Source organism: Bacillus sp. JJ1474, from assembly GCF_036965225.1.
Taxonomy (GTDB): Bacteria; Bacillota; Bacilli; order Bacillales; family Cytobacillaceae; genus Cytobacillus.
This window is the reverse complement of record NZ_JBALPC010000123.1, coordinates 1-14,483: the sequence shown is the minus strand read 5'-3', so window position 1 is coordinate 14,483 and position 14,483 is coordinate 1. Positions and strand designations below refer to the sequence as shown.

The window sequence follows — 14,483 nt, the reverse complement described above, 5'->3', positions numbered from 1 at the left end:
GTTACAAAAAAGAGCCCCTAGTTCATCAAATGTATATAAAAAATAAAAATAAAATCAACAATACATTAACATTCATACAGTTTAATAGAATTGCACCAAAGATTCTACTACTAGGGGGATTATTAGATGATTAATAACAAACTTGTGAAAAAAGGTGCTACTTTAGCACTTGCTCTAGCTATTACAGTCCCAGCATTATCACCGACAGCAGTGAATGCTCAGAAAAATATAACAATAGAAGCTGTTAAATTTAATGGAATGAAAGCACCATCTACTATTGAAGAAATGGTAAAAACGTATACAACCGCAACAGTTGATGTGAAATATAGCAATGGAAAAGTAAAAACATTTCCGTTGTCCTACAACTACCTATTTAAATCGGAAGATAAGGTAGCAACTGTTAAAGGGGAAAAAATCCCTGCAGGTACACCAATTGATGTAAAAGGAAATCCAATTAAGGATCCAAGCAGCGCAGACGGAAAATACTTTGTCTCCGATGCTCCGGATTCAAACAGCTTAATGCTGCCCATTAACGGCAAACTTTATATGGTTACACATTATGAATATCAAACCATTGATGCTGCTGGTAAATCAGCATACGGTTTAGTTCCTGCATCTATGTCTTTAACTGAGTTGGAACAGGACAAAAAAACAGGTGAACTGAAACCTGTAAAAGTAGAAAAAATTGATTTTTCAGCAGTAAATGGACTTTGGATTCCATGTAACGGATCATTATCTCCTTGGAATACACATTTAGGTTCTGAAGAGTACGAACCAGATGCACGTCTTTTCTTAGATTCAACTTCGAAAGTAAGAAGTCAAGTTGAAACATTCGCTCAATTTTATTTTGGAGATAAAGCAAAGGCGAATCCTTATTTTTATGGGTACACTCCTGAAATTACAGTAGAAAAGAACGGGAAAACATCAGTTGTAAAACATTACAGTACAGGACGTTTCTCTCATGAGTTAGCTAAAGTCATGCCTGATAACAAAACTGTATTTTACGGGGATGATGGCGGTAATACAGGAATGTTTATGTATGTGGCTGACAAAGAAAAAGATTTATCATCAGGTACACTATATGCCGCAACATTTAAACAAACAGGTACTGAAAACGGTGGCTCAGGCGATTTACAATGGATTAATTTAGGACATGCAACCGATAGAGAAGTAAAAAATATTATTGATAGTGGGATTACATTCAATGATATTTTTGAAACTTCAGATGCGCCTAAAGAAGGTTTTACAGCTATTAAAACATACGCAAATGAAGGAAAAGTTGAGTACCTAAAACTTAAACCTGGCAAAGAAAAAGCAGCAGCCTTCCTTGAAACTCGCCGTTACGCTGCCATTCTTGGTGCGACTACAGAATTTAACAAAATGGAAGGTGTAGCACTAAACGAAAAGGATAAAAAAGTATATATTGCAATTTCCGATCAAAGTAAGGCTATGGAAAAAGATTCAACAGGAAAAGACCCAGTAGACCATATTCAATTACCGAAAATTAAATCCGGTGTAACATATCAATTAGATTTGCAAGGTGGCCAAAAGGATAGCGAAGGAAAGGCTATTAATAGCTCTTATGTAGCACCATCAATGTCTGGATTAGTTGTTGGTGAAGATTTAAAAGAAGCTGATTCATTTGGAAACACTGCAAATGTAGATAAAGTAGCCAATCCAGATAACTTAAGTTACTCTGAATCAATGAGAACACTCTTTATTGGTGAAGATAGTGGGGCTCACACAAATAACTACGTTTGGGCTTATAATGTTGATACGAAAGAATTAGATCGTGTCTTATCTGTTCCAGCAGGAGCGGAAGCAACTGGATTATTTGCTGCTGACGACCGCAATGGATTCTCATACATTTTCAGCAATTTCCAGCATCCTGGTGATGAGGTAGATGCTAAGTCAATTACAGCTGTTAATAAAGATGATTTACTTAAAGCTGTTGACGAACAAATTGGTATTAATAAAACAGGCGGTATTGGTTATATCTCTGGTCTGCCTTCTTTAACAAACATGCCAGATTTCACTGCACCTGAAGCTCCTAAAGTAGATAAAGTAACAGCAAAATCTAAATCAGTTACAGGTACAACTGAAAAAGATGCTACTGTACAAGTTTATAACGGGAAAACATTATTAGGGGAAGCAAAAGCAAATTCAAAAGGGAAGTTCACTGTGAAGATTAAAGCCCAAAAGGCAGGCACAAGCCTAAATGTTGTGGCTAAAGACAAGGCTGGAAACAATAGTGAATCAACTGTCATAAAAGTTGTTACTAAATAACAAACACGTACATTTAATGTGCATGTAAAAATGAAAAGGGCTGTCATAAAAGTGACTTTTGTGACAGCCCTCATCCTATTCCATGCTTTTCCATAAGAATGGATTAACTCATTGGGAGTTTATTTGTGAAACGACTCTTTTTGTTTGCGAAACACTCATTTAGCTTTCAAAATTCTTCGATTTTCAGTATAGTTAATATAACATTGGTAAATAAATGAAGCGGAAGATAATATTTCTATAAAAATAATAGTAAAAGGAGGATGCATAAATGTATGAACTGAAGACGAAAGAAACTGATAGTAGTGTCATTGAATTTATCGAAAGAGTCGAAAATATCAAAAAGCGTAAAGATGCATATGACTTGTTAGATATCTTCACGGAAGTGACAGGTTTTCCGGCCAAAATGTGGGGGCCTAGTATTATTGGGTTCGGTTCTTACCATTACATATATGAATCTGGGCACGTAGGAGATGCACCACTTGTAGGGTTTTCACCTCGTAAAGCAAAAATTAGTTTATATTTTAATCTGGGTGAAAAAGAACGAGAAGAATTACTAGAGCTTTTTGGGAAACATACAACAGGTAAAGCTTGTGTTTATATTAATAAACTAGATGACATAGATTTAGAAATATTAAAGAAGCTAATCAAACAATCTGTTAACTACTTAGAGAATAAATATCCTAAAAAGTGATATTTAATTAAAGCAAGTATTCTATTATCTGGTGAAAGGAGAAAAAACATGAGTATTGGGGCATTTTCTGTTAGTTTGACGGTAAAGGATATTCATGCATCAAAAACATTTTATGAGAAACTAGGGTTTAATGTTTTTGGTGGAAATATCGATCAAAACTGGTTAATCTTGAAAAATGAAGACTGTATTATTGGCCTATTTCAAGGCATGTTTGAAAAGAATATATTAACCTTTAATCCTGGGTGGGACGAGAATGCTGAAGAGGTAAATCCTTTTAAGGATGTAAGGGTATTACAAGAAGAACTTAAAGAAAAGGGAATAAACTTTATTCAGGAAGCAAATTTAGAAACTAAAGGTCCAAGCAGCTTTATGATTGAGGATCCAGATGGTAATCTAATCCTTGTTGATCAACACAGGTAGAAATAAAATCTATTGAATATTCTAGGAGGTTAATGATGGGAAGAGTCGTTCATTTTGAAATTCATGTAAATAATATGGAACAGGCAAAAACGTTTTATGGTGAGGTATTTGGCTGGACATTTCAAGACTGGAGCGAATTTGCTGGAATGCCTTACTTTGGGGTAGTGACAGGAAGTGAAGATGAACTAGGAATCAATGGTGCATTAATGCAGCGGCAAAGTGCTGCACCTGAAGTAAATCAAGCTTTAAATGCATATGTTTGTACAATTGGCGTTGAGAATTATGATGAATCGGAAGCTAAAATTCTTAATAATGGCGGAAAAGTCGCATTGCCAAAATATGCATTGCCAGGAATGGCGTGGCAAGGATATTATTTGGATACAGAAGGAAATATTTTCGGATTGCATCAGCCTGATGTTAATGCAAAATAAGGTATTTTTAAAACAATGATTACATAGAATTTATTTAGCTAAGGTGCCTTTCCCTAGGAACAGGTGCCTTTTTTCGTATAAAAGGATTGAAATGGGGGGATTGTTTATGAATGTTGAAATAGATGCTGAATCAAGGAATTGGATAGAGGCTAAGGGAAGCCAATTAACTGTAAAAACGCTCGATGTAAAGGGTTGCTGTGCACCAGGGGTTCAAGAAGTAGTTGCAGTGCCGGGAAAACCTCAAAACTTAAATCATTATAATGAATATATGGTTGGTAATCTATCAATATATGTTCAAAAACATATTCGGGCCAAGGAAAAACTGACGCTAAAATTATCCGGTATGAGCTTCTTAAAATCTATCTCAGCAAAGCTTCATTAATAAAAAACAGCACCCAATCATGGAGGATTGGGTGCTGTTTTATTAAGCAATTTCTCTCTCTGATTGTTCTACAAGAACAGCCTGTGGCAGTTTGGATAGCTTAATCCACTTGTTAATGGAAGTAACTAAAATGACGAATCCAAGGATAAGCATAATGATGGATAGCGTACCGTTTAATACGTTAAAACCAGCACTATCTGCGTTTAAGTAGACATTTTTCACCATCCAATATCCTGCAACATTTACAGTTGCATAGAGATAAGATAGAGGGACTAAACATGTCAGCATATACCAACGTTTATCAGCAATCTTAAGGACTACAGTCGCACCGATGATCAGACCAATGGAAGCCATTAATTGGTTGGATACTCCGAATAATGCCCAAACGGAACTGATGTCGCCGGAATAGAGTAGATATCCCCAGAATAAACAAGCTAAAGCACTGGCGGTAATATTCGCAGGCAATGAATCTGTCCGTTTTAAAGGTTTAATAAATTGTCCGCCGAAATCCTGGATCAAATAGCGGGCAACACGGGTTCCTGCATCAATGGCTGTTAAGATAAAAACGGCTTCAAAAAGAATAACAAACTGGTAAAAGAAGGATGCCATATTTTTGAAAATAGGAATCTCCGTAAAGATATACGTCATCCCTACAGCAAGGGTAACGGCTCCACCCGTTCTACCTTCAAGATCCATCCCAATATCTTGACTAAGCTGGTTTAGATGAACAGTTTCCATACCTAGTGTTGCAAATTTCTCCGGTGTTGAATTGATGGCAAAATAATCTCCAGGCTGTAAAGATACTGCTGCAATTAACGCCATAACTGCAACTAAACATTCTACAAGCATGGATCCGAAAGCTACTCCTTTAGCATCACTCCAACGATTGATCATTTTCGGAGTTGTGCCGGAACCAACGAATGCGTGGAAGCCAGAGATTGCTCCACAAGCAATCGTAATGGAAACGAACGGCCACACAGGACCAGCAATAATAGGACCGCCGCCATTAATAAATTCTGTAAAGGCAGGGAATTGAACAGCTGGGTTCACATAGAATACACCAAGAATTAATGCAACAAATACCCCTATTTTCATAAACGTACTTAAATAATCACGCGGTGCAAGTAAAAACCATACAGGCAACGCAGCAGCAAAGAATGCATAGATTGGCAGAGCAAGGGCAAGAGTGCTTTTTTCAAGTGTTAAGAAATCACCTAAAGCTGTACCTTGGATGTTCGGCCCCAAGAATACTGCCAGCAAAATTAAACCGAAACCAACTATCGTTGCAACTTTTAAATTGCCTGTCTTCTTATGATACAATCCAACCCCCATAGCAATGGGAATCGTTATAGCTACTGCAAATGTTCCCCATGGGTTTCTTTCTAAAGCACTTAGGACAACTAAAGAGAGACCTGCCATTGTAATCGTTATAATGAATAACATTGCTAAACCTGTACAGAATCCAGCAACAGGGCCGAGTTCTTCTTTTGCGATCTCCGATAGTGATTTTCCATCTCTGCGCATAGAGGCGAAGAGAACAACTAAATCGTGGACAGCTCCACCGATGACAGCACCAATTAGGAGCCAAAGCAAACCTGGCAGATAACCGAATTGAGCTGCTAAGATTGGACCAACTAACGGCCCCGCTGCAGCAATCGCCGCAAAATGGTGACCAAATGAAACCCATTTATTCGTGGGTACATAATCTTGCCCGTCTTCTAATTTATGAGCCGGAGTCGGTTTAGATTCATTAAGCTTCAAAACCTTTGCCGCCATAAATGTCCCGTATAAACGGTAAGCAATTAAGAGTATACAGATAGCACCAATAACGATTGTAAGAGCACTCATTTATACAATCCTCCTTCAAAATGTATGAATACAAACTAATCATACAAAATGAAAGCGCTATTATTTCAATTTCAAGATAAAATACATAAATCGAATGTTGAATTACATTAATTTACTGATGAGTTGCAAAATTCTGATATATTTTAAAAACCGACTAGTTTCTTTAATTCCTTAACATAGGTTCGGCTAACTGGAACTTTGGAACTGTCCTTCATAATTAAATTGTATGTCGAGTTAAACCAAGGCTCTATTTCAAGGATGTGATCTACGTTCACAATAAAACTGCGATGAACACGGAGAAATTGTGTTTGATTTAACTTTTTTTCTAATACGACAAGTGCCTCACTAACTTTGTATGTATGTTCTAGCGCTTTAATTGTACACTTTCCCTCGCTGGATTCTAAATAAAGGATGTCATCATAGGCTAATAAAATAAATTTTTCATCAACATTGACCGCTATTTTTCCATTACGGGTATTTTTCAATGAGGGGTAGGCAGGAATATCCTGATTACCGATTTTTTGCATTTTTTTAATTTTATCTAACGTTTTTTGAATACGATTTTCTTCATAGGGCTTTAAAATATAATCGACTGCATTTAATTCAAAGGCCTGCAGTGCATACTCATCGTATGCAGTTGCGAAAACTATTGCTGGTGTTATATCTAAAGTTTCTAATTGTTTTGCTAAGCTTAATCCGTTATCTTCGGCTAGTTCAATATCAAGGAAAACAAGATCAGGCTTAAGTTCAGAAATATCAGCAACCGCATCTTCTAGACAATCACTTTCACCTAAGATTTCAACTTGTTTGCTGCGAATAAGCAAGTATTTGATTTCATCTCTAGCTAATGGCTCGTCATCCACTATATAAGCTCTTAACATCTCTTTCAAAAACTCCTTTACTGTCGAGCGGAATGGAAATCGTGATCGTTGATCCACTATCCACTTGACTTTTTATTGTTAAGCTCGCTTGCCCGTTATAGATCCCTTTAAGACGTTCGCTAATATTAAAGAGGGCTGTTCCATTTCCTTTTTTCGAATTCACAATTTGCTTGCCAAGCACTTTTATCCTATCTTTAGGGATGCCATCTCCATTATCTGCAACAATAATTTTCAATTGATTATTCTTATGAAAAATCCGAATAGTAATTTTTCCTTCGGTTTTGCTTCGCGGAAATCCATAATGAATGGCATTTTCGACTAAAGGCTGTAAGGTAAATGGTGGAATATATACTTCTTCGAGTCCTGGATCAATTTGAAATGCAATGCAATACTTATTTGGAAAACGGGTTTGTTCTAATGAGATATAGGCCCGTACATTCTCTAATTCCTTCTCTAAAGGAATAAGCATCTGCCTTGCTCCTTGAAGATTGCCGCGGAAAAATGAGCTTAAGTCTAAAAGTAATTGACGGGCTTTATTTACATCTTTACGGCATAGTACTGAGATTGTATTGATGCTATTAAATAAAAAGTGCGGATGAATTTGTGCTTGCAGTGCTTTTATTTCTGCATCCTTCAACAATTTCGCCTGGTGTTCAGCCTCGGCAAGTTCTAGTTGTGTAGAGAACAGATTAGCAAGGCCTTCTGCTAATTGCTCCTGCACTTTATCCAGATATTCTGGCTGATTATAGTACATTTTTAATGTACCAACAATTTTGTTTTTGACTTTTAACGGTAGGACAATTGCCGCTTCTAATGGGCAATTCCGCTGATAACAAAAAATATCTTCCTTTGTTTTGACAATGGCAATCTTACCGCTTCCAAGCACTTTTTTAGTCAACCCGGTCGCAAGTTTTTCATTAGGAATATGATGATCTGAAGCGATCCCAACATGAGCCAAAACTTGATGGTCATTTGTAACAGCGACCGCATCGGCGTTTGTCAGCTTCAGCATGATTTCCGAAATTTCTTTACATGAATGTGTATTTAAGCCTTGGCGAAAAAAAGGCAGAGTTCGATCGGCAATTTTGAAGGCAAGATTCGTTTGGTTCGCACGAGCACGTACTTCTTCATGCATGATAGATTGAATAATGAACATGAACAATAATGTTCCGAACCCATTAACAAAAATCATTGGAAAGCCAATAACTTGTACGAGAGCCCATGCAAGTTCAAACGGTTTGGCAGCCACGAGAATGATCAGCATCTGTAACGCTTCCAACGTCATACCTATCATAACCGCATACGCAGCCGTGATCTTTTTCCCTTTCAGTTTTCGTCTTCTGCCAAAATATCCAGCAATTAACCCAGCAATAAGAGTAGAAATTGAACAAGAAAATGCCGTAAAGCCGCCGAGTGTATATCGATGAACTGCTGCGATTAGGCCAGCACCTACTCCCACCATTGGACCGCCGAGCAAGCCTCCTATGACGACCCCCATTACTCTCGTATTCGCTATAGCACTTTCTGAGTCAATAAAAGAAAGCCACCCTGCTTTATTTATTGAACTTTGATGAATTTCAATACCTGTATAATTACTAATTATTCCAAAAGCGCCAAAAAGTAAAATGAGCATGATTTTCTCATTTTTATTGTGTTCCTTTAAGACGATTTGGCGAAATGATCTCATTTGTGAGAGTAAAAAAGCAACAATAACAATGATCCCGACTTTTTCAAGCATTAATGGCACTAAATTGAACATTGTCACCCGTCCCTTGGATACGTATGATTGGTTAAATTTTATTCTACCAAATGTTGAGGAAATTTTCTGCAAAAATGAAATTGTTTGCCAATTCATTTAGATAAGCTCTTAAAAAGGATTATGGCACGTTAAGTATAAACTAGGAGAATAGGAATATTTTTAAAGTTGAAAGGATATTATCCAAACGAATGCGAGTATTGTTAGCAATATTATGATGCATACCCAAGGGGTTGTGTACAAGGGATACTAAAAAAGCAAGGAGTGAGGAAGTTGAGAGGTTTAATTCATAATAAGAAGCGGGAAATGACGGAGGAAAGTGCTTATCATTTTTTAAAAATGGGTAAGGTCGCACATGTGGCGACAGTGGGGGAGGATGGGTTTCCATATGTAATCCCATTTGTCTATGTTTATGAGGACGGAAACAAACTATACCTACATATAGGAAATTTGTGGGAGAGTCATTTTTGGACAAATATCAAAAAAAATCCGCAAATTTGTATCGAGGTTAGCGAGATGGGGGATGTTCATCCAGGTAAAAAATTTGCGTGCCAATCTGCACTCGTCTACACAAGCGTAGTTTTATTTGGAATCATTAAGCATATTGAAGATGACAAGCAGAAAGAATGGTTCTATGATCGGTTAATGGAAAAGTATGGGGATCCAGAATGGACTTTTGAAAAAGGATACCCAACCCTTTCGAAAACGGAGTTATTTGAAGTACAAATTGATAAGATTACTGGTAAATTAAGTGAAGGATTAAATCATTAACGAGTGCGCTTGATCCCAAATGCGGAAATTCTTTAGTACGCATGGGGTCAGGCGACTTTTTTGGGAAAATTTAAAGTCTGAACTGGTGATAGGCCTTTTTGTTTTATTTGGCGGACTGAGAATCCTTTATTCAATATAATCCACACTTTTGATAAATGAAAAGGACAGAGATTCCGTTATTAATGATAAACATGAGAAATTTGCTTACTTTTCTAGGGATAGCGGAACTAGAGTCCGTTACCTCTAAAAAAACAACCTTTTTCGGTAAATAACGGTACCAGTGTCCTCTCTTGAAAGTTCAGGTCTAATTTTTCAGTTTCCAAGATCCATTTCCAGTAAAAACCTCCAACATGGCCCGTTGTAAAAATCTTTACTATCTTCCTAGTAAAAGGAACAACGCAATTTGGAGTAAAATAACTATAATAATAATAATATTTTAAAACCAAGAATCACCAGAAATCTAGAGGTTTCCCACTTTTTATCTGAACAATCCGAATAATGTTAATAAAAATAATAGTATTGTAATATATCGAATAAAACCATATAATACTTTTCATAGAAAGACAAATGTCCTTTTGAAATGGAATTTCGAGGAAATGTATTATGCAATATTCATATTATCGTAATTATTACACCTAGGGAGGAACATCTATGAAAAGCTTACTAAAAAAGTGGAATCAACTAAGCTTAGTTAAACAAATAATCATAGGTTTGATTATCGGTATTATCTTAGCTTTAACGATCCCAGAAGCAGCAAAACCGATTGCCATTTTTGGCACATTGTTTGTAGGTGCGTTAAAGGCTATTGCACCTGTATTAGTACTCTTTTTGGGTATATCAGCTATTGCGCAACACAAAAGTGGTCAGCAAACGAATATGAAATCCGTTATCATTCTTTATCTCTTAGGAACATTTTTAGCTGGCTTAATTGCAGTAATTGCTAGTTTTATATTCCCTGTAAGCTTAACGCTTGTAAAGGGTGCTGAGGACGTGGCGCCTCCTAGCGGTGTTGTTGAGGTTCTAACTACATTGCTTATGAACATTGTTGATAACCCAGTGAAGGCGATTTTTAATGCGAACTATATTGGTATTTTAGCTTGGGCAATACTACTTGGTTTGGCTTTAAAAAATGCCGCCGATTCGACAAAAACAATGATTGCTAATTTTTCAGATGCTATTACCAAAATGGTTACATGGGTTATTAAGTGTGCACCATTAGGAATTATGGGTCTAGTATTTGAGTCCATTACGACAAGTGGAATTGATGCTTTACTTAGCTATGGGAAGTTACTTGCTATTTTACTAGGTTGTATGTTTTTTGTAGCGTTGGTTGTCAATCCACTCATCGTGTTTGTGTATATAAAACAAAATCCTTTCCCGCTTGTTTTTAAGTGCCTAAAGGAAAGTGGTATTACTGCATTCTTTACACGAAGCTCAGCTGCAAATATTCCTGTAAATTTGAGATTATGTGAAAATCTTGGTTTGAATAAGGATAGTTATTCAGTATCGATTCCATTAGGGGCAACGATCAATATGGCTGGTGCTGCCGTGACGATTTCTGTTTTGACCCTTGCAGCGGTTCATACACTTGGGATTCAAGTCGATATTCCTACAGCCATTATCCTGAGTGTGGTGTCTGCTATATGTGCTTGTGGTGCTTCAGGAGTTGCAGGCGGATCTTTATTACTGATTCCTTTAGCGTGCAGCTTATTTGGAATCCCTGCTGATGTGGCTATGCAAGTAGTTGGAGTAGGCTTTATCATCGGTGTTATTCAAGACTCTGTTGAAACAGCTATTAATTCATCTACAGATGTTATCTTTACAGCAGCCGCTGAATATAAAGAGTGGCGTAAAGAGGGGAAAACAATAGAGATTAAAAAAATTGCATAAAGTAGAATTGAGCTGTATCTCCATTGTTAGAATTGACGAACATTGGAGGTGCAGTTTTTTTTATGAATAAATACCAGTAATGTTTTGAAAATATTGATACTTTTTCCTATTATTTACGTCAATTTATATAGGTGAAAGAGATAAATTAATATTTAAAGGGGGATTGGAAAATGAAGAGATACTTACCCGGTATAGTAATTTTAACTGCCGGAATACTTGCTGGCTGCACCAATCAAGTAAATGCAGACCCAGCTAAAGAAATAAATGACTTAAAAAAACAAATTGAGCGGCTTTCCATTGAAAATGAAGACTTGAAAAATACAGTGGAGGAACAAAAGGAAGCTCTTGAGGTGAACAATGATTACTCTATTATTCTAGCTAAGGACATTGAAAAATATCCGCAATCGCTATATAAGGAAACAACTCTTGATATCGATCAGGATGGTGAGGAAGAAATAATTGAACTATATGTCAACGCAAGGAAAATGGAAAATGGCTTGTTTGCATGGGATGATGGAGAAACCTGGCTGTTAGTTGTGAAAGACGGTGAGAAAACGTATCCCCTTTTTGATAATTTTGTTCAATTGGGGTCAGTCGATATTAGTACGACAACCTTTGATAGAAAACCCGGTATTGTAATGTTAGAGACGTGGCATTCAGATATTTTTATTCATAAATTTACATTCGATCATGAAACAAAGGGATTTGTTAAAGAAACTTTTTATAAAAAAGAAAATATAAATCAGCAATATAATCCACCTGCTTCCTACGCCTTTTTCGAGGAAGCGTACGAACTAATGGAACTGGCTTTTACTGAAAAAGCGGTGAAAGCTTTAGAAGCTAGTGACGATAATCTACAGGAACAAAAGGATCGAGCTGCGATTTTTGATCCAATCCTTGTTGACCTTTGGAGAGCACAGTGGTTGTTTGAAACTGTCAGGCTGTTGAACCCGGATCTTCATGTTTCATTAGAGAGCGCAGTTCATTTGCTAAACCAAATGGGGATGAATCCCCCAACATCATTGCAAATGAACCAGTTAAGGCAAGTTCATGATGTGTTCAATGACGATGAAAGTGACAAATTGATTATAGAAGAAGAGAATCAAATTCACCCTAATATAAAGGAAAAGCTTCGAAAAGTGAATACGATTCTTAATGGGAGAAATCTTTAATTTTTCAATTTGATTAAATGGAGAGAGTTAGTGCAACTATTTTATAATAGGAACTTTTATAAATCCTAAATAAGATAAATTAATGATAAAAATGCCTACCCCCATCGTGAAAACGATAGGAGGCAGGCATTTTATTCTGTTTTTTCCACTTTGTTTACGAAACCACTCAATTTATTTGCGAAACCTAGTCCGTATGCTCAATAAAATTCCGCCCAAAATGATATATATTTTCCGCAGGTACGGCTAAATTTAAATTTTGTCCCTTGTCAAAGCCCGCAGTGATTAGCCCCACTAGCCTTCCATACATATCCAGCAAGGCGCCGCCAGAGCTTCCGTCAGAGATTGGAGCAGTGAATTGGATCATAGGGATATCCTTAATTTCCCGGAAACCGGATACAATGCCATCGGAGACGGAATTAAACAATCCTAATGGGCTGCCGATAGCTACAATTTTTTGTCCTCGCACTAAGTTGCCATCCGTTTTTACAGGGAGAGGAGCACAATTTTTATCAACCTTAATAATAGCCAGGTCATATTGCTGATGATATTTAATGAAATTTCCTGTTAGATATTCTTCGGTTTCATTCTCGTAGAGCACCGAAAAAAGATGACCGCCCGCAACCACATGCAGATTCGTTAAGATATACCCTTTGCTATGAATGACAACACCAGAGCCGCTGCATAATATTTTATTATGCTCATCAAAACTTTTAATCATGACTACGGAGTTCGATAGACCTGCCAGCTCCTCATAGTTGAATTCTCTGCTCTTAGTTGGAATTTGTTTCAGATTTTCTTTAGCAGAGATGCTTGAAGGTGCTGTCAAATCAGGAATAGTTATCTGATCTGAATTCAGTGTGCTGAATTTATATAAAGTTGAGAATTTTTCTATCTCAGGATACAAATGAACCATATCTTCTTTCGGGTTCATATAGCAAATATCACAGCCAAGACGGGACAGGAAATACAAGAATAATAGCTCATGCAGCTTAATATCTCCGATAAAAACCACTTTTGGAGATATGCTTGTACCTTCAAAAAGCTTAGGTAAATAAATTTCTATCCAATTCAAAAATTTAACTGCAAAGTTTTTAATTTGTGTGTCATTGGATTGTAGATGCAATGTTCTATACTTGGACAGAATCTCCACAAAAATAAGTTTTTTTGTCCATTCAAGGCTATCGTTATTTAATTGGCTGCAAAGGGGTATTTGATGAAGTAAATGAGGATTCATGACAGCAACATTGGTGATTGCATCCCATTCCTCCCAAACCTTTGTAAGTCTGGAAATTTCATTTTTGTTTGAAATACCTTCAAGTCGCTGCAGTCGTAAGTAAGGAACAGCCGGCACACTTGATGAAAAACAGCGGTCTATTTTCAGAATGTTTTCAATGTAATGCTGAACAGTGTCAGGAATTCCGATGTACCTAAGAAAAATAACTTCTTTCGTAACGGCAGAATGATCAATTTTGCTAAGGAACATAAAATCTTCGAGAGGATTTCGTGTTTCTTTCAATTTAAACTTTAAAGGCTTAGTTCTCACTATCATATCCATACTCCCGATTCAAATAGTTATCTAGTGTAATTATAATTTAATTTTGCAAAAGTTCCTAGTTTAAAAGGAAAATATTGGGGTGAAATGAAGTGGAAGTAGGGGAAAGAGATAAAATAAAGTTCTAGGACTGGAACGATGCTTTCCGTAGAAATTATTTGAATGAGTTACTATTAAAAACAAATAATCACTATGGAACCTATTTAATACATTATATGACTGATTTTGTAACAGGGGAAAATAAAAGGACGGACGGCCTTTTACTTCAAAGAATGAAAAAGTGGGCCTAAATTAGTCATTTTTCTAAATCTTGTTGACAATATGATTAAATGAGAGTAAAGTTTGTATCTAAGGAATTTGAAAAATTAAATAGTTTATCTCTTATCAAGAGTAGCTGAGGGAC

12 protein-coding genes are annotated in these 14,483 nt (G+C 36.6%); 8 read left to right on the top strand and 4 right to left on the bottom strand.

Annotated elements, in window-relative coordinates; all coding sequences use genetic code 11:
• The first annotated feature begins 126 nt into the window (after positions 1–126).
• The 5 genes from V7164_RS15900 (at position 127) to V7164_RS15880 (ending at position 4,210) form a co-directional block, all read left to right on the top strand.
• The gene (locus V7164_RS15900) at positions 127–2,286 is read left to right on the top strand and encodes an Ig-like domain-containing protein (RefSeq protein WP_335347461.1); all 2,160 of its coding nucleotides are present in this window, start codon (positions 127–129) and stop codon (positions 2,284–2,286) included.
• A gap of 268 nt (positions 2,287–2,554) precedes the next feature.
• Positions 2,555–2,977 carry a DUF1801 domain-containing protein gene (locus V7164_RS15895; RefSeq protein ID WP_335347460.1) on the top strand — a complete coding sequence of 141 codons (423 nt, stop codon included), beginning with the start codon at positions 2,555–2,557 and terminating at the stop codon, positions 2,975–2,977.
• Positions 2,978–3,025: 48 nt separating this feature from the next.
• Complete coding sequence (locus tag V7164_RS15890) at positions 3,026–3,397, top strand: VOC family protein (protein WP_335344336.1); 372 nt, start codon at positions 3,026–3,028, stop codon at positions 3,395–3,397.
• Positions 3,398–3,432: 35 nt separating this feature from the next.
• The gene (locus V7164_RS15885) at positions 3,433–3,828 is read left to right on the top strand and encodes a VOC family protein (RefSeq protein WP_335344335.1); all 396 of its coding nucleotides are present in this window, start codon (positions 3,433–3,435) and stop codon (positions 3,826–3,828) included.
• Between the two features lie 106 nt (positions 3,829–3,934).
• Positions 3,935–4,210 carry a CC/Se motif family (seleno)protein gene (locus V7164_RS15880; RefSeq protein ID WP_335344334.1) on the top strand — a complete coding sequence of 92 codons (276 nt, stop codon included), beginning with the start codon at positions 3,935–3,937 and terminating at the stop codon, positions 4,208–4,210.
• A gap of 42 nt (positions 4,211–4,252) precedes the next feature.
• Here V7164_RS15880 and V7164_RS15875 read toward each other — a convergent pair whose 3' ends face one another.
• The 3 genes from V7164_RS15875 to V7164_RS15865 all read right to left on the bottom strand — a co-directional run bounded on the left by V7164_RS15875 (position 4,253) and on the right by V7164_RS15865 (position 8,698).
• Positions 4,253–6,058: a carbon starvation CstA family protein gene (locus V7164_RS15875; RefSeq protein ID WP_335354562.1), complete on the bottom strand. Its 1,806-nt coding sequence runs from the start codon at positions 6,056–6,058 to the stop codon at positions 4,253–4,255.
• A 143-nt stretch (positions 6,059–6,201) separates the two neighbouring features.
• Entirely contained in the window at positions 6,202–6,939 is a 738-nt protein-coding gene (locus tag V7164_RS15870) for a LytR/AlgR family response regulator transcription factor (RefSeq protein ID WP_335354561.1), read from the bottom strand.
• Positions 6,914–8,698, bottom strand: coding sequence for a sensor histidine kinase (locus V7164_RS15865; RefSeq protein ID WP_335354560.1), 1,785 nt, complete (start codon positions 8,696–8,698; stop codon positions 6,914–6,916). The genes V7164_RS15870 and V7164_RS15865 overlap by 26 nt, the downstream gene beginning before the upstream one ends.
• A 270-nt stretch (positions 8,699–8,968) precedes the next feature.
• On the opposite strand from V7164_RS15865, the gene V7164_RS15860 reads away from it, so the two are divergent.
• From V7164_RS15860 to V7164_RS15850, 3 genes are all read left to right on the top strand, one after another.
• Entirely contained in the window at positions 8,969–9,466 is a 498-nt protein-coding gene (locus V7164_RS15860) for a pyridoxamine 5'-phosphate oxidase family protein (protein ID WP_335354559.1), read from the top strand.
• Positions 9,467–10,117: 651 nt separating this feature from the next.
• Positions 10,118–11,356 carry a serine/threonine transporter SstT gene (gene sstT, locus V7164_RS15855; protein ID WP_335345003.1) on the top strand — a complete coding sequence of 413 codons (1,239 nt, stop codon included), beginning with the start codon at positions 10,118–10,120 and terminating at the stop codon, positions 11,354–11,356.
• Positions 11,357–11,526: 170 nt separating this feature from the next.
• Positions 11,527–12,528 (top strand): hypothetical protein, encoded by a 1,002-nt coding sequence (locus tag V7164_RS15850; RefSeq protein WP_335354558.1) that lies wholly within the window; start codon positions 11,527–11,529, stop codon positions 12,526–12,528.
• 184 nt (positions 12,529–12,712) lie between these two features.
• Here the strand turns inward: V7164_RS15850 and V7164_RS15845 are convergent, their stop codons facing one another.
• Positions 12,713–14,077 (bottom strand): trypsin-like peptidase domain-containing protein, encoded by a 1,365-nt coding sequence (locus V7164_RS15845; RefSeq protein ID WP_335354557.1) that lies wholly within the window; start codon positions 14,075–14,077, stop codon positions 12,713–12,715.
• Positions 14,078–14,483: the final 406 nt, after the last annotated feature.